Here is a 16,425-nt window from a genome sequence, read left to right on the forward strand (position 1 = left end):
CGCGAACCGTCATCACGCCACGGGAGGCAGTTCCTGATCCGTCACCGTGATCCGAGGCCATAGTATGGCCGCGTGTCCAACGAGTGGGATGACCTGATCGCGTCTCTGCAGAATAAGAAGCTCTCGGACGGCGATAAGTCGGCGAAGGTGTCTGCGGTGTTGAGGCCCAGACTTCAAGCAGCTTCTTCGGAGTTCGCCGATCTCGGCAGAGAGCTCGCAACGGCGCTGAGTAGAGCCGGAGTGCAACAGATCGCCAAGCGGTGGGTGTCGGATCGGAGGCCCGTCCGCTATGACGGAGTCTGGTACATCGACGTGGAGACGGCCGGCGAGAACCCTTGGAATGTATTCCTCGATGAGAACGGGGTCTGGTATCTGGGGTGGCAGGCTCAGCAGCCCATATCCCTGCCGTTCACGTTCGTGAGCGAGAACCATCTTCATACCATGCTCGATGATGAAGGTCATCTCGAACCGAGAGAGGTCGCTGTTCAGATGACGAACGGCGATTCGATCGGGCTCGTCTTCTTCGATGACAAGCTTGTGACATCTTATGGAGGAGTTCCGCTGAAGGACGCGATCAGAAACGGAGTCGAGCGCATGTTCCGCGCCTGATCGCAGTCTCAAGGTCTTTCACTACGGCGTAGGTCGCCTTACTTCGGCCTGCAGGCACATGAGCAGTATCCTGAATGCCGAACCGGATAACGAGACTCCGCGAACTCGAAGACGTCGTCAGCGTCGACGGGACGCAGATCGAGACGATCACGGTCGGGAGCCAGAAATCTCCTGGTGTCCCGCCTGACACCGCACTGAAGTCCGACGTCGGCCGCCTCTTCCGTGTCGGCCTCTCCACGGCCGACGTCGGCCTCGACGTCGTCGACAAGACCTCTGACGCAACGATTCCTGTCTCCGCGGCCACACAGACGGGGATGAGGGCGAAGTACGACTCCAGCAACCCTGCTGCTCCGTCCCTGCATTCCTGGCTGCCTCCTCCGCGCCCGTTCGGTCGGTCGTCGGCAAGCAGGGTGTCGTCACCGTCTGATCATCGAGTGGTCGCTTCGTTCTTCAGGAGCAATCTGGAGGCGCTCCCGGCGTGCGCCTGCGGCTCTTGTCTTGAGATGGTGCTCCTCCACAAGCGCAGCTCCGACGATCTCTCCCGAGAACTGCAGGGGCACCCGCCACGCCCTGAAGCACTCCGTCAGGGTGCGTGCGGGAGGTTCTGCATGGACAAGGACGAGTTGGGGCGGCGGGGCGAGGAGATCGCGGCGGCGCATCTGAGGGCGCACGGTTTCGAGATCCTGGATCGCAATTGGCGGGTGCGCGAGGGCGAGCTCGACATCGTGGCGCGCGAGGGTGTGGCGCTGGTGGTGGTCGAGGTGAAGACGCGGTCGTCGACGCGGTTCGGGTTGCCGGTCGAGGCGATCACGCGGGCGAAAGCGCAGCGGTTGCGGCGGCTGGCGTACGCGTGGGCGCACGAGCATCATCAGCAGTCGCGGCATCTGCGGATCGACGCGGTCGGGATCATCGCGCCCGAGGGCGTGCCGACGCAGGTGCGGCATCTGCGAGCGGTGGCGTGATGGGCATTGGGAGAACCACCTCGGTCGGGCTGGTCGGCTTCGCGGGCGCGCTCGTCGGAGTCGAGGCTCACTCCGCTGACGGCACGCCGGGCGTGATGATCATCGGTCTGCCCGATGCGGCGCTGTCGCAGGCGAAGGAGCGGGTGCGTTCGGCGGCGATCAACTCCGGCAGCGTGATCGCGGAGTACAAGATCACGGTCAACCTGTCGCCGGCGGCGATGCCCAAGCACGGGTCGGCGTTCGACCTCGCCATCGGGCTGGCGGCGCTGGCGGCCCTGGGGGAGGTGGACGGCGAGTCGGTCGCGTCCGTCGTGCACGTCGGCGAGCTCGGTCTCGACGGTCGGTTGCGCTCGGTGCCCGGGGTGCTGCCCGCGGTGCTCGCGGCGGCGCGCGAGGGGCGGAGGCGGGTGATGGTCCCCTCCGAGGACCGGCTCGAGGCCGAGCTGGTCGAGGGGGTCGAGGTGATCGCTGTCTCGTCGCTCGCGGCGGCAGCGGTCTGGCACGGCGCGGAGTGGGAGGTGCCGGTGCTGCCCGAGCCTGCGGCGACGCGCATCACCCCGGTCGAGCCGGAGTCGCGACTGGACTTCGCCGATGTGATCGGCAACGAGGAGGCGGCGGAGGCGATGATCGCGGCGGCGGCGGGCGGTCACCACGTGTTCCTGCTCGGACCGCCCGGAGCAGGCAAGACGATGCTCGCCTCCCGACTGCCGGGGATCCTCCCCGACCTCGATGACGAGGCCGCACTCGAGGCCACCTGCATGCGCTCGCTCACGGGCGCTCCGACCGGGGGCGACCTCGTACGCAGGCCGCCGTTCGAGAGCCCGCACCACTCGGCGTCCGCCGCGGCGATCGTGGGGGGCGGCAGCGGACGAATCCGACCGGGCGCGGTCGCCAGGGCCACCCGCGGGATCCTGTTCCTCGACGAGGCGCCCGAGTTCTCGGCCGTCGCACTCGACGCACTCCGGCAGCCGCTGGAGTCGGGGGTGATCCGCATCCACCGGGCCAACGCTGTCGCCGAGTTCCCGGCACGGGTGCAGCTCGTGCTCGCGGCGAATCCCTGCCCGTGCGGTCGGCACGGCATCCCGGGAGAGACCTGCACGTGTGCGCCGAGCCTCCGCCGTCGCTATCTGGCGCGGCTCAGCGGCCCGCTGCTCGATCGCGTCGACATCCGACTGACGGTCCGCCGGATCGGGGCGGCGCAGCTGGCCGCTCGCCGCGACGAACCGGGGCTGTCGACGGCGCAGGCACGGGCGCGCGTCGTCTCGGCGCGCTCCCGCGCGGCCGACCGACTGCGCCGCACACCCTGGTCCACCAACGCCGAGGTGGCCGGCAGCTGGCTCCGCTCCGCCGAGTACCGACCGACCCCGACCGAGTCGCGCACGCTCGACAGGGCCCTCGAGCGGGGGCTGGTCACGATGCGCGGGTACGACCGCGTCCTGCGTCTCGGGTGGACGCTCGCCGACCTCGACGGTGTCGACCGCCCGACTGCGTCGCACCTCGGGCGTGCACTCGTGCTCCGCGGAGGTGCCGCGTGATGCGCACCTCGGAGCTCTTCGACCGCACCGAGCTCCGCGCGGCACGGCCCCTGCTCGCGGACGAGGCGGATCCGCTCGAGGCGCTGGCCAGAGCCGCGTGGAGCTCGCTCGCGGAGCCGGGGGACGCGGTCGCCGCGACGCTGATCGACAGCGTGGGCGCGCCCGCGGCACTCGCGCACGTGATCCGCTCCTCGTCGGCCGCCGACATCCTCGCCGAGATCGAGGGGTCGGCCGACGAGCTCACCACTCTCGCAGCGGGCCTCGAGCGCTGGCGCCCGCGGGTCGACCGGGCGCTGCTGCGGCGCCGCGTCGAGATCGCACGTCGACTCGACGCCCGCCTGCTGATCCCGGGATCCGAAGGCTGGCCGGAGTCGCTCGACGACCTCGGCCCGCACGCGCCCCTCGTCCTCTGGATCCGCGGCGATCCCTCCGCACTCTCGGCTCGTCACCGCGTCGCCGTGGTCGGGGCGCGGGCCGCCACGGGCTACGGCGAGCACGTCGCAGCCGAGCTCGCGGCCGGGGCGGCCGATCGCGGCGCGCTCGTCGTCTCCGGCGGGGCTTTCGGGATCGACGCCGTCGCCCACCGCGCCGCCCTGGGCACGGGCGGCCGCACCGTCGCGTTCCTCGCCGGAGGCGCCGACCGCCTCTACCCGACCGCCCACTCCGACCTCCTCCACCGGATCATCGCGACCCCCGGCAGCGCCGTCGTGACGGAGGTGCCACCGGGCACGACCCCGACCCGCTGGCGCTTCCTCCAGCGCAACAGGCTGATCGCGGCGTCGACCGCGGTCACGGTCGTCGTCGAGGCGGGTGCGAGGTCCGGCTCGCTCAACACCGCGGGACACGCTGCGGCACTCGGGCGACCGCTGGGCGCCGTCCCGGGGCCGGTCACGAGCGCCTCCTCCGCCGGGTGCCACCGCCTGCTGCGCGAGTACGCCGCGACGTGCGTCACCTCCACCTCCGACGTCCTCGAGCTGCTCGGACTCGCCGAGACCCCCGTCGCGGACTCGGAGCCGCTCGGACCCGCCTCCCGGGTGATGGATGCGCTCCGGGGCAGAGGGCCGCACGACTCGGAGTCCGTCGCCCGGCACTCGGGCTGCTCGGTCGCCGACACGCTCGCGGTGCTCGGGGCCCTGCTCGCCGACGGCCACGTCCACCGGACCGACGACGGCGGGTGGGAGGCAGTGAGGCGCTGATGCCGGGCGCGCCGCGACCGGCGCGGTCGCTGTCGGCGGTCGGCCCTACTCTGAAGACGATTCGGCACGGGCCGGCGACGCATCGGCAGGGGGAGTGGCATGAGCGACGACACGGCGGCGACCGCGGGGCATCCGCGGCTCGGCCGCTTCGCGCCGGCCGATCGCGTGATCGCCCACCTCAGCGACACGCACCTCCTCGCGGGAGGTGCTCCCCTCTACGGACGGGTCGACACGGTCGCACGACTCGCCCAGGCCATCGAGCGCCTGGTCGAGCGCGGGGGAGCCCTCGACGCGATCGTCGTCACCGGCGACGTCGCCGACCGGGGTGAGGAGGACGCCTACCGGCGAGTGCGCGCCGCTCTCGACCCGCTCGCGGACCGATTCGGCTGCCCGATCGTCTGGGTCATGGGCAACCACGACGAGCGTCGGGCGTTCCGGCGCGTCCTGCTCGACACGGACAGCGACTCCGAGACACCCCTCGACCAGGTCGTCGACCTCGACGGGCTGCGGGTCATCGCGCTCGACAGCGCCGTGCCCGGCTATCACCACGGTGCTCTCACCGACGAGCAGCTGCAGAATCTCGCCGAGGAGCTCGCCACCCCGGCGCGGCTCGGCACCGTCCTCGCCCTGCACCACCCGCCGCTGCCGACTCCGCTCGGAGCGATGACGGTGCTCGAGCTCCGCGGCATGGACCGGCTCGAGGAGGTCGTCCGCGGCACGGACGTCCGGGCGATCCTCGGCGGCCACCTGCACTACCCGACGGCCGCGACCTTCGCCGGTGCTCCCGTCTTCGTGGCCGGCGCGACCAGCTACACGATGGATCTCGGTGCCCCGGAGCGCGAGCTCGCGGGCATCGACGGCGCCCAGAGCTTCTCACTCGTCCACGTGCACCCCGAGACCGTCGCGACCTCGCTCGTCCCGACCGCGACGGCTCCGCTCGCCACCCGCTTCGGCACCGACCTCATCGAGCGACTCGAAGCGCTCGACGAGCAGGGGCGCATCGACCTCTGGTCGCGGATGCCCTCCGGCGACGCCTGACCATGTCCTCGCAGTCCCTCGCCGCCGCCGTCGACGACTTCCTCCGCTACGTCCTCGACGAGCGCTCGCTCTCACCCGCCACCGCGAAGGGCTACCGCGGCGACCTCACCACCCTGGTCGCGTTCGCGGGCACGAGGCACGCCGACCGGCTGGAGCAGCTCGACCTCGATCTGCTCCGGGACTGGCTCTGGCACGAGGCGCAGACCGGAGTCGCGAGGGCGACGCTCGCTCGACGCACGGCCGCCGTCCGCTCCTTCTCGTCGTGGGCGCTGCGCTCCGAGCGGATCCCGACCGACGTCGCAGCACGCCTCCGCACACCGAAGGCCGGGCGAACGCTGCCGCGGGTGCTCACGCAGCCGCAGGCCGAGCACGTGATCGACGTGGTCGCGGCGCGCGGATCGACCGACGACCCGGTCGCGATCCGCGACCTCGCGATCATCGAGCTCCTCTACGCCTCCGGGATCCGCGTCTCGGAGCTGGTCGCGATCGATGTCGGCGACCTCGACCTGTCCCGTCTGACCGTCCTCGTCACCGGCAAGGGATCGAAGCAGCGGGTCGTGCCCTTCGGCGTGCCGGCGAAGGAGGCGCTCGTCGCCTACCTCGAGAAGGCCCGGCCGACCCTCCTCGCGTCGTCCTCCGCTCCAACCGGCGCGCTCCTCCTCGGACGGCGTGGCGCCCGGCTCACCCCGCGCACGGTCTACGGAGTCGTCGCCCGGCTCCTCGACGGCGGGCAGGGCTCCGGCCCCTCCGGCCCGCACACCCTTCGCCACACGGCCGCGACCCACCTGCTCGACGGCGGAGCCGACCTGCGGGCGGTCCAGGAGCTGCTCGGCCACGCGAGCCTCGGCACCACCCAGATCTACACGCACGTCTCGACCGAGCGCATCCGCGAGGCCTATCGGCTCGCGCACCCGCGCGCCTGACGCGAGGTCGTCCATCGGCAGCAGGACGGCCCGGGGGATCCCGCCGAAGAACCGCATCGGCGAGACGTACTCGCCGTGCTCCCGCACACCGAGGTGCACGCACGCGCCGTCGCAGTGGCCGCCCGCCCCGACCACCCCGATCACCTCGCCCGCGGTCACCGTCCGCCCCTCCGAGACCGTCGCATCGACCGGCTCGATGCTCGACACCAGTCCGTCGGCGTGCGCGATGCTCACCACCCCGCGATCGACCACGCGCCCCGCGAACGACACTGTCCCGGCAGCGACCGCGACGACGGGGGTGCCGGGCGTTGCCGCCAGATCGATGCCGCGGTGGCCGGCCGCATAGCGGTGCGCCGGAGCGGCCCACGGGGCGACCACCGAGAACTCGCCCACCGGAGGAGTCCACAGCGTCGGAGCGAGCAGCGCGATCACGAGGAACACGCCCGGGCGGGGGAGGAGCGGTGACGTCATCCGCCCACCCTGGCGATCGGGGTCGGCCGTCCGTGGACCGGCGGCCCGATCGGGGGAGAAGCAGGCAGGAGAGAAGGCGGGGGAGGAGGGACTGAGAATCCGCGCGGGCACAACCCGTCCCGGGATTCTCGCAGCCGGGAGTAACGTGCCTGTGATCCGGAGCGGGGCGAGACCAGCGCACCCACCGGCGGCGAGAATCGGAGACGACCATGACCAGCGGACGATCTGACACCACCCCGAACCCCTCGGCGGCCAGACTGCGGAGGAAGGTGATCGGCCTCGCGATCGCGGCGGCGGTCGGTGGATTCCTCTTCGGCTTCGACTCCTCCGTCGTCAACGGAGCCGTCGAGGCCGTGCAGGGCGAGTTCGAGCTCTCGGCCGCGCTCATCGGCTTCGCCGTCGCCTCCGCGCTCCTCGGCTGCGCACTCGGCGCCTACCTCGCGGGGCGCCTGGCCGACCGCTGGGGTCGCATCAAGGTGATGCTGCTCGGTGCCGTCCTCTTCCTCGTCTCCTCGATCGGCGCGGGCGCTGCCTTCGCGGTCTGGGATCTCGTGCTGTGGCGCGTCGTCGGCGGACTCGGGATCGGCATCGCCTCGGTGATCGCGCCGACCTACATCTCCGAGATCGCTCCGAAGGCGATCCGCGGCGCTCTCGCCTCGCTCCAGCAGCTCGCGATCACGCTCGGCATCTTCGCCGCGCTGCTCTCGGACACCCTGATCGCGAACGGGGCCGACGGCGCCTCCGAGCCCTACTGGTTCGGCGTGGCCGCCTGGCGCTGGATGTTCATCGCCTGCGCCGTTCCGGCCGTGATCTACGGTCTGCTCGCACTCACCCTCCCCGAGTCGCCGCGCTACCTCGCGACCCGCGGCAAGTCGGAGGAGGCGCGCAAGGTCCTCGCGACCGTCACGCCCCGTGACGAGGTGGACGACGCGCTCGACGACATCCAGAAGAAGATCGACGAGGACGCCGAGAACGCGCAGAAGTCGAGCCTCCGCGGCCCGGCGCTGGGGCTCCTGCCGGTCGTCTGGGTCGGCATCCTGCTGTCGGTGTTCCAGCAGTTCGTGGGCATCAACGTGATCTTCTACTACTCCACCTCGCTCTGGAGCGCGGTCGGCTTCGACGAGTCGAACTCGTTCGCCATCTCGGTGTTCACCTCGGTCGTCAACGTGGTCGTGACCTTCGTCGCGATCTTCCTGGTCGACAAGGTCGGCCGGAAGCCGCTGCTCCTCGTCGGCTCCGCCGGCATGGCGATCTCGCTCGCGCTGATGGCGATCGCGTTCAGCCAGTCGACGATCAGCGGCGAGGACGTCTCGCTGCCCGGTGCCTGGGGCCCGATCGCCCTCGTCTCGGCCAACGCCTTCGTCGTCTTCTTCGGCGCCACCTGGGGACCGCTGGTCTGGGTGCTCCTCGGCGAGATCTTCCCGAACCGGATCCGCGCCGCGGCGCTCGGCCTGGCCGCCTCCGCCCAGTGGATCGCGAACTTCGCCATCACCGTGACGTTCCCGATCCTCTCGCAGGACGTCTCGCTGACCCTCGCCTACGGTCTCTACGCGACCTTCGCTGCGCTCTCGTTCGTCTTCGTGTTCATGTTCGTCCCCGAGACCAAGGGCCGTTCACTGGAGGAGATGGACACGCTGCACATCCGCACGGTCATGAAGTCCGCGCGCAAGTAGCCTCCTCGCGGGCCGACCTCCGGCTCGCAGAGCGACGCCCGGCTGGTCGGAATCCTCGATTTCCTGCGAGCCGGACGTGTTCCTGCGAGCCGAGCGTGCGCGGGGCAGGGGAACCCGCTCGAGCGTCCGCCGTCGCAGACCCCGCCCCGGTGCTAAGATCTTCGGAGCACCTCGCTCGTCGGGGTGACTACGCGCGCCCATTCGGCCTCCGCTCCCCTCGGTCCTCTCCTGCATCAGCGGGCGAGGCGGGAGCACGCCGGGCGCCAGGGCGACGTGCCGACCGGCCGTCGCAGACAACCGAACGGGAGTTCGGCGCCGTCGTGCGCCCGGGCCCCGAGACAAGGAGAACGACTCATGGCAGTCGTCACCATGCGCCAGCTGCTCGACAGCGGCGTCCACTTCGGGCACCAGACCCGTCGCTGGAACCCGAAGATGAAGCGCTTCATCCTGACGGAGCGCTCGGGCAGCTACATCATCGACCTCCAGCAGTCGCTGGCCTACATCGACAAGACCTACGACTTCGTCAAGGAGACGGTCGCCCACGGCGGCACCATCCTCTTCGTCGGCACGAAGAAGCAGGCGCAGAACGCGATCTCGGAGCAGGCGACCCGCGTCGGCCAGCCCTACGTCAACCAGCGCTGGCTCGGTGGTCTGCTGACCAACTTCCAGACGGTCTCCAAGCGCCTCGCGCGCATGAAGGAGCTCGAGGAGCTCGACTTCGACGACACCGCCAAGAGCGGGTTCACGAAGAAGGAACTCCTCATCAAGAAGCGCGAGCTCGACAAGCTGCACAAGTCGCTCGGCGGGATCCGCAACCTCTCGAAGACGCCGTCGGCCCTCTGGGTCGTCGACACCAAGAAGGAGCACCTCGCGATCGACGAGGCCAAGAAGCTGGGCATCCCGGTCATCGGCATCCTCGACACGAACTGCGACCCCGACGAGGTCCAGTACCCGATCCCGGGCAACGACGACGCGATCCGCTCGGTGAGCCTGCTCACCCGCATCGTCGCCGACGCCGCGGCCGAGGGCCTCATCCAGCGTCACCAGAAGCCCGAGGCCGAGGGCAACGTCTCGGCCGTCGAGCCCCTCGCCGAGTGGGAGAAGGAGCTGCTCACGTCGGGCGCCCCGGCTGCCGACGTCGAGGAGCCCAACGAGCAGGCCGGCGCGGAGACCGAGAAGGTCGCCGACGCCGAGGCCGAGACGATCGACGAGGCCGTCGCCGCCGCCGAGACCCCGGCAGACGTGGCCGCTGCCGACGAGACCGCCGCCGACGAGACCGTCACGGAGGCTCCTGCCGAGTCGACCGACGACGCGCCCGCCGAGGCCTCGACCGACGAGACCGCCAAGGCCTGACACCACCTCCTGAACCGGGGGTCGGACGTACTGCGGATGCAGAACGTTCGGCCCCCGTTCGGTAGGAGCACGACATCCACGTAACAGAATCGCTGGGGGACCGGCCCGCTGAGACGGCGACCGGATCCGCAGAACCACAGAGGAGTTCGCAGAACTATGGCTACTTTCAGCCTCGCTGACGTCAAGACGCTGCGCGAGCAGCTCGGTACCGGAATGGTCGACACGAAGAACGCTCTCGTCGAGGCCGACGGCGACCTGGACAAGGCGGTCGAGATCCTCCGCCTCAAGGGCGCCAAGGGCAACGCGAAGCGCGCCGACCGCTCCACGAGCGAGGGCCTCGTCGCCGCCGCTGAGAACGGCGGAGTCGCGACCATGATCGAGCTCGCCTGCGAGACCGACTTCGTCGCCAAGGGCACCAAGTTCATCGCTCTCGCCGACGCAGTGCTCGCCGCCGTCGTCGCCGCGGGCGCGACGACCGTCGAGGAGGCCCTCGCGGCCCCCGCCGGAGGCAAGACCGTCGCCGACATCATCAATGACGAGGCCGCCATCCTGGGCGAGAAGGTGGAGCTCCGCCGCGTCGCCTCCGTGACCGGTGAGCACTTCGCCGTGTACCTCCACAAGACCAACAAGGACCTGCCCCCGCAGGTCGGCGTGGTCGTGGGCTACTCGGGGGACGACGCCGAGACCGCTCGCTCCGTCGCTCAGCACATCTCGTTCGCCAACCCGACCTACCTCTCCCGTGAGGACGTGCCGCAGGTCGAGGTCGACACCGAGCGCCGCATCGTCGAGGAGATCTCCCGCGGCGAGGGCAAGCCCGAGGCCGCCCTCCCGAAGATCATCGAGGGCCGGGTCAACGCCTACTTCAAGCAGGTCGCGCTGCTCGACCAGGACTACGCGAAGGACAACAAGCTGTCCGTCAGCAAGGTCCTGAGCGACGCGGGTCTGACCGTCTCGGGCTTCGCCCGCTTCAAGGTCGGCGCGTAAGACACAGCAGGGGAGTCCGGGTCGTTCAGTCGACCCGGACTCCCTTCGCTCTGCCCGGAGTCGGGTGCTCCGGGCGTGGTCGCGGGCATGACCCGCGCGGGATAGGTTTGTACGGGTCTACGGGAGGAAACGTCGATGACGGAGACGGATGCGATGACGACGGGCAAGCGCCGCAGGGTGCTTCTGAAGCTGTCGGGGGAGGCATTCGGAGCCGGGACGCTGGGCGTGAATCCCGATGTCGTCAGCGCTCTGGCGCGCGAGATCGCCGACGCGGCGACCGAGGTCGAGATCTCGGTGGTGGTCGGCGGCGGCAACTTCTTCCGCGGTGCTGAGCTCTCGCAGCGCGGGATGGACCGCGGACGAGCGGACTACATGGGCATGCTGGGCACCGTCATGAACGCCCTCGCCCTGCAGGACTTCCTCGAGCAGGCCGGAGCGGAGACGCGGGTCCAGTCGGCCATCGCCATGACGCAGGTCGCCGAGCCCTACATCCCGCGTCGCGCCATCCGGCACATGGAGAAGGGCCGCGTCGTCATCTTCGGCGCCGGCGCCGGACTCCCGTTCTTCTCGACCGACACAGTCGCCGCGCAGCGCGCTCTCGAGACCCACGCCGATGTGGTCCTCGTCGCGAAGAACGGTGTCGACGGCGTCTACGACGCCGATCCGCGGACGAATCCCGACGCCCGGAAGCTCGATGCGCTGACCTACCAGGAGGCGCTGCAGCGCGGACTCAAGGTCGTCGACTCGACCGCATTCAGCCTGTGCATGGACAACGGCATGCCGATGCAGGTCTTCGGCATGGAACCGGCCGGCAACGTCGCCAAGGCCATCCGGGGGGCCCAGCTGGGCACCCTGGTCTCGAACTAGACTGACCACTTCCCTCTCTTAAGGAGTCCCCTGTGATCTCGGATGTACTGGCCGACGCGAAGACCAAGATGGGCAAGGCCGTCGAGGTCGCCAAGGAGGACTTCTCGTCGGTGCGCACCGGCCGCGCGAACCCCGGCATGTTCCAGAAGGTCCTGGTGAGCTACTACGGCACGCCGACCCCGCTGTCGCAGCTCGCCTCGATGCAGAACCAGGAGGCGCGCACCCTCCTCGTCACGCCCTACGACAAGGGCTCGCTGCGCGACATCGAGCAGGCCATCCGGGACATGCCGAACCTCGGCGCGAACCCCACCAACGACGGCTCGCTCATCCGCGTCACCCTCCCCGAGCTGACGACCGAGCGCCGCAAGGAGTTCGTGAAGGTCGTGCGCACCAAGGCCGAGGATGCGAAGATCGCCGTCCGCAACATCCGCCGCAAGGCGAAGGACGACCTCGACGCGCTGAAGGGCGACATCGGCGACGACGAGCTGTCGCGCGGTGAGAAGGAGCTCGAGGCGCTCACGAAGCAGCACGTCGACGCCATCGACGAGGCGCTCAAGCGCAAGGAATCCGAACTCCTCGAGGTGTAGTCGGCCGTGGCAGAGAACCCTGGGGACCCCGAGGGCGGCGAGGAGCAGCCCGGTCCGCATGTCCCGGGTGCCCGGGGGTCGCGGATGGTCACTCGCGACGCTCTGCGCGCGCGCGCCCAGCAGGGCCGGGCCGACGTCGAGCGTCAGCTCGAGGCGACCCGGGCCCAGCTGGAGGCGACGAACGATCGCCTGAACGCGCGGTCGGGCCGCAACCTGGTCTCGGCCACCCTCATCGGCCTGGTCGGCGTCGGCGTCATGCTGGTGAGCCTCCTCGTCATCAAAGAGCTCTTCATGGTGCTCGCCGGGGTCCTCGTCCTCTTCGCCGCCCTCGAGCTGTCGATGGCGCTTCGCCACGCCGGGAGGGACATCCCGCGCATCCCGACCGGGATCGTCGCGGTCGTCGCCGTTCCGGCGGCGTACTACGGCGGGATCTCCGGCGGCTTCTTCGCCGTCCTCGGCGGCTCCGTCTTCGTCGGCCTCTGGCGCCTCGCCGAGCAGCTGTTCGAGAAGACCTCGTCGAGCCGTCGCGATCTGCTCCTCGATCTGGGTCTCGGCGCGTTCGTGCAGGCCTACGTCACGTTCCTCGGCGCCTTCGCGATCCGCCTCGTGGCCGAGCCCGACGGCCAGCTCTGGGCGCTCTCGTTCCTCGCCCTCGCCATCGTCGTCGACACGGGCGCCTATGCGAGCGGGCTCACCTGGGGCAAGCACCCGATGGCGCCCCGGATCAGCCCGAAGAAGACGTGGGAGGGCTTCGCGGGTGCGGGAGTCGCCGGCGTCCTGGCGGGCGTCCTCCTCGCGGTCCTGCTGCTCGGGCAGCCCTGGTGGGTCGGTGCCGTCTTCGGAGTCGTGATCCTTCTCACTGCGACCGTCGGCGATCTGGCGGAGTCGCTGATCAAGCGCGACATCGGGATCAAGGACATGAGCTCCTGGCTGCCGGGGCACGGCGGGTTCCTCGACCGGCTCGACTCCATCCTCCCGTCGGCGGCCGCCGCCTACGTCCTCTACTTCGTGTTCGCGAACTGAGGACGGGGCGCTGGCGGCGACTCGCCGCTGTCCACCGCTCCGCGCCGGTCTTGGCAGAATGGCGGGATGGACGCTCCCTTCCCCTACGCGCGCGAGTCCCGGCCCGGCTACGACACCGCTGAGGTCGACGCGTTCCTGGCCTCGGCGCGGGAGGCGTACGCCCAGCTCTCGGGCGGTCCGGCCGATCTGCGGGCGGCCGATCTCCGGCACAGGGCGTTCTCGCTCAAGAAGGGCGGTTACTCCGCTCCCCACGTCGACGCCGCGCTCGAGCGGCTCGAGGACGCGTTCGCGCTGCGCGAGCGGCAGTACGCGATCGCCGATCAGGGCGAGGAGGCGTGGCTGCGGGGCGCCAGGCAGACGGCGCAGGAGATCGTCAACCGCCTCGCCCGTCCGGCCCGCGAGCGCTTCGACAGGGCCGGCGCCCTCACCACCGGCTACAACGTCCGTCAGGTGGACGCCTTCGCCGACCGCGTGTCCGGCTACTTCCGCGACGGCTCGGTGCTGACCGTCGACGACGTGAGGACGGTCTCGTTCGCTCCTCAGCGGGGCGGCTACTCCGAGCCCCAGGTCGACGCCGTTCTCGACACGGTCGTCGACGTGATGCTGGCCGTGCGCTGACGCACGAGCCGATCTCCTGGCCGATCAGGCCTTCGTCCGTTATGCTTTCGTAATCGTGGGTATGCATCAAGAACGTTCCAACACCCAGCCACCCGCTTCGCGGCCCTCGGCTGCGGTGTCTCCGGTCCGATCCCGCCCCCCTGTGCCTCGCTCCCGCGCCCGGGTGCCTCTGGCGGTCCTCGCCTTCGCGGCGTCGTTCGCATTCGTGATGGTGAACGTCGTCGATCCCTCCAGCGGAGCGATCGCCTCGCCGTACTACCAGGCTCCCGCCCGCTTCGACGGCGATCCCGCGCAGCGTCTCGTCGTGGCCGGCGCCGTCGAGCGCACCGTTCAGCGTGACACGTTCGACGCCCAGGCCAAGCCGACTCCGACGCCCACTCCGACGCCGACCCCCACCGAGACCGAAGAGGCGGAGGAGGAGGAGACGGAGTCGGCCGAGGTGGCCGCTCCGGTCGCGCGGGCCGCGGCTCCCGATCCCGGCTCGGCCAAGGCCATCGCCTACGACATGATCGTGCAGCGAGGCTGGGCCGACAGCGAGTACGACTGCCTCGTCCTCCTCTGGAACCGCGAGTCCGGCTGGAACGTCTACGCCGAGAACAAGTCGAGCGGTGCCTACGGCATCCCGCAGGCCCTGCCCGGCAGCAAGATGGCCACGGCCGGCGGAGACTGGGCCACCAGCGCCAGCACTCAGATCACCTGGGGCCTCGGCTACATCTCGGGCCGCTACGGCTCGCCGTGCGGCGCGTGGTCCCACTCCGAGGCCGTCGGCTGGTACTGAGCCCGGCCGCGCGGCCCGACTGCGCGGACTGACCCTCTCGCTACCCTGGTGCCGTGGACTACGCGCTGCTCGGGGTCGCCGGGATCATCACCGTCGTCACCGTCGCGCGGTTCTCGGGCCGCCTCGGTATCGCCGCTCCGCTCATCCTCGTGGTCGTCGGCATCGGCGCCTCCTACCTGCCCGGGGTCCCGGCCATCGAGGTCGAGCCCGAGCTGATCCTCGCGGGGGTCCTGCCGCCGCTGCTCTACTCCGCGGCCATCCAGGTGCCGCTGACCGACTTCCGGCGCAACCTCCGCTCGATCTTCGGGCTGTCGGTGCTCCTCGTCGTGGTGACGGCACTCGTGGTAGGCCTGTTCCTCTACGCCGTGCTCCCCGATCTCGGCCTGCCCGCCGCCATCGCCCTGGGCGCGGTCGTCAGCCCGACGGACGCGGTGGCCGCGACCTCGATCGGCAAGAAGCTGGGGCTGCCTCCGCGCCTCGTCACCGTGCTCGAGGGCGAGAGCCTGGTGAACGACGCGTCGGCGCTGGTGCTGCTGCGGGCCGCGACGGCCGCGACCGCAGCGGTGGGCGCCTCCGTGACGGCCGACGCCATCGACATCGGGGAGGTGAGCGTCCTCTTCATCTACTCCGTGGTGATGGCGATCGCTCTCGGCCTGGTGATGGGCGTGCTGACCGTCTTCGTGCGCTCGAAGCTGAGCGACCCCGTGCTCGACACGGCGGTCTCGTTCGCGGTGCCGTTCCTCGCCTACATCCCGGCGGAGGAGCTGGGGGCCTCGGGAGTGCTCGCCGTCGTCGTCACCGGCATCTACACCGGGCACAACAGCGCTCGGTACCTCAGCCCCCAGTCGCGCCTCAGCGAGCGCATCAACTGGCGCACCGCGCAGTTCCTGCTCGAGAACGGCGTGTTCCTCGTGATGGGGGCCGAGATCAAGCTCATCGTCGACGAGGTCGAGTCCGACGAGCTCGGCGCCGAGACCGCGGTGCTCCTGGGGCTCGTGACCGTCGTGATCCTCGTCGCGCTGCGGACCCTGTTCGTCTGGCCCCTCCTGCTGTGGCTGCGCAACTCCGGTCGCCGCGCCGAGCGCATCAACCGGCGGCTAGCGGTCGGGGTGATGCGGCTGCGCAACAGCGCCTCCAGCGACGAGAGGTTCCGCCGTCGGCAGGTGCGCGCCGAGCGGCTGTACCAGCGGCGCGAGTCCGACCTCGCCGCGACCTCCAACGAGGAGTTCGGCTGGCGGGGCGGCGTGATCCTCTCGTGGTCGGGGATGCGCGGCGTGGTCACGCTCGCGGCCGCGCAGTCGCTGCCCGGCGAGACGCCCTACCGTGAGCAGCTGATCCTGATCGCGTTCACGGTCGCCGTCGTGACGCTGCTGCTGCAGGGGGCGACGCTCCCGGCGCTGATCCGACTCACCGGGATCCAGGGCAGCGACGGCGAGACCGACCGCCGCGAGCTGGCGACCCTGCTCGACGAGGTGGCGGCGACGGGCATCCAGGCGCTCCCGGGAGCCGTGGCCGAGCTGCCGGAGGGGAGCGTCGCACCGCGGGTGCTCGAGCGGGTCCGCCGCGACACCCTGACGCGGTCGCAGGTGGCATGGGAGCAGGTCGAGCGCCACGACGACGCTCCGCTCGGTCCGCAGGCGCAGTACCTGCACCTGCGCCGCGCGGTGCTGCTCGCCGAGAGGGAGGCGCTCCTGGAGGCGCGCGGCCGCGGGATCTACTCCTCGCGGATCGTCCGCCGCGCCCAGCTGATGCTCGACGCCGAGGAGACCCGGCTCGAGATGGACGACAGCTCGCACTGAGTCGTGGCG

General features: G+C 70.6%; 15 protein-coding genes and 1 pseudogene. 15 read left to right on the forward strand and 1 reads right to left on the reverse strand.

The window, feature by feature from the left end:
* Positions 1-72: 72 nt before the first annotated feature.
* The 6 genes from B9Y99_RS06405 to B9Y99_RS06430 all read left to right on the forward strand — a co-directional run bounded on the left by B9Y99_RS06405 (position 73) and on the right by B9Y99_RS06430 (position 6,263).
* Complete coding sequence (locus B9Y99_RS06405) at positions 73-609, forward strand: hypothetical protein (protein WP_085475689.1); 537 nt, start codon at positions 73-75, stop codon at positions 607-609.
* A 608-nt stretch (positions 610-1,217) separates the two neighbouring features.
* Entirely contained in the window at positions 1,218-1,571 is a 354-nt protein-coding gene (locus B9Y99_RS06410) for a YraN family protein (protein ID WP_085476279.1), read from the forward strand.
* On the forward strand, positions 1,571-3,106 hold the full coding sequence (locus tag B9Y99_RS06415) for a YifB family Mg chelatase-like AAA ATPase (RefSeq protein WP_085475690.1): 1,536 nt from the start codon (positions 1,571-1,573) through the stop codon (positions 3,104-3,106). The genes B9Y99_RS06410 and B9Y99_RS06415 overlap by 1 nt, the downstream gene beginning before the upstream one ends.
* A complete protein-coding gene (dprA, locus tag B9Y99_RS06420; RefSeq protein WP_085475691.1) occupies positions 3,106-4,302 on the forward strand; it encodes a DNA-processing protein DprA in 1,197 nt (398 codons plus the stop codon). The genes B9Y99_RS06415 and dprA overlap by 1 nt, the downstream gene beginning before the upstream one ends.
* A 99-nt stretch (positions 4,303-4,401) precedes the next feature.
* On the forward strand, positions 4,402-5,340 hold the full coding sequence (locus B9Y99_RS06425) for a phosphodiesterase (protein WP_085475692.1): 939 nt from the start codon (positions 4,402-4,404) through the stop codon (positions 5,338-5,340).
* Positions 5,341-5,342: 2 nt separating this feature from the next.
* On the forward strand, positions 5,343-6,263 hold the full coding sequence (locus tag B9Y99_RS06430) for a tyrosine recombinase XerC (protein WP_085475693.1): 921 nt from the start codon (positions 5,343-5,345) through the stop codon (positions 6,261-6,263).
* 69 nt (positions 6,264-6,332) lie between these two features.
* Here B9Y99_RS06430 and B9Y99_RS06435 read toward each other — a convergent pair.
* Positions 6,333-6,734 (reverse strand): annotated as a pseudogene (locus B9Y99_RS06435) (M23 family metallopeptidase); the annotation flags it as partial.
* A gap of 209 nt (positions 6,735-6,943) precedes the next feature.
* On the opposite strand from B9Y99_RS06435, the gene B9Y99_RS06440 reads away from it, so the two are divergent.
* The 9 genes from B9Y99_RS06440 to B9Y99_RS06480 all read left to right on the forward strand — a co-directional run bounded on the left by B9Y99_RS06440 (position 6,944) and on the right by B9Y99_RS06480 (position 16,416).
* Entirely contained in the window at positions 6,944-8,407 is a 1,464-nt protein-coding gene (locus B9Y99_RS06440) for a sugar porter family MFS transporter (RefSeq protein ID WP_085475694.1), read from the forward strand.
* 354 nt (positions 8,408-8,761) lie between these two features.
* Positions 8,762-9,760, forward strand: a complete 999-nt coding sequence (gene rpsB / locus B9Y99_RS06445) for a 30S ribosomal protein S2 (protein ID WP_085475695.1) — start codon at positions 8,762-8,764, stop codon at positions 9,758-9,760.
* A 156-nt stretch (positions 9,761-9,916) separates the two neighbouring features.
* Complete coding sequence (tsf, locus tag B9Y99_RS06450) at positions 9,917-10,744, forward strand: translation elongation factor Ts (protein WP_085475696.1); 828 nt, start codon at positions 9,917-9,919, stop codon at positions 10,742-10,744.
* A 153-nt stretch (positions 10,745-10,897) separates the two neighbouring features.
* Positions 10,898-11,611: a UMP kinase gene (pyrH, locus tag B9Y99_RS06455; RefSeq protein ID WP_425298479.1), complete on the forward strand. Its 714-nt coding sequence runs from the start codon at positions 10,898-10,900 to the stop codon at positions 11,609-11,611.
* A gap of 32 nt (positions 11,612-11,643) precedes the next feature.
* Positions 11,644-12,198: a ribosome recycling factor gene (gene frr / locus B9Y99_RS06460; protein ID WP_085475698.1), complete on the forward strand. Its 555-nt coding sequence runs from the start codon at positions 11,644-11,646 to the stop codon at positions 12,196-12,198.
* 84 nt (positions 12,199-12,282) lie between these two features.
* Positions 12,283-13,221 (forward strand): phosphatidate cytidylyltransferase, encoded by a 939-nt coding sequence (locus B9Y99_RS06465; RefSeq protein ID WP_085475699.1) that lies wholly within the window; start codon positions 12,283-12,285, stop codon positions 13,219-13,221.
* 66 nt (positions 13,222-13,287) lie between these two features.
* A complete protein-coding gene (locus tag B9Y99_RS06470) occupies positions 13,288-13,839 on the forward strand; it encodes a DivIVA domain-containing protein (RefSeq protein ID WP_085475700.1) in 552 nt (183 codons plus the stop codon).
* A 163-nt stretch (positions 13,840-14,002) separates the two neighbouring features.
* Positions 14,003-14,617, forward strand: a complete 615-nt coding sequence (locus B9Y99_RS06475; RefSeq protein WP_244274783.1) for an aggregation-promoting factor C-terminal-like domain-containing protein — start codon at positions 14,003-14,005, stop codon at positions 14,615-14,617.
* Between the two features lie 53 nt (positions 14,618-14,670).
* Positions 14,671-16,416 (forward strand): cation:proton antiporter, encoded by a 1,746-nt coding sequence (locus B9Y99_RS06480; RefSeq protein WP_085475702.1) that lies wholly within the window; start codon positions 14,671-14,673, stop codon positions 16,414-16,416.
* Positions 16,417-16,425 lie beyond the last annotated feature (9 nt).

The sequence above is a fragment of the Rathayibacter oskolensis genome (assembly GCF_900177245.1).
Taxonomy (GTDB): domain Bacteria; phylum Actinomycetota; class Actinomycetes; order Actinomycetales; family Microbacteriaceae; genus Rathayibacter; species Rathayibacter oskolensis.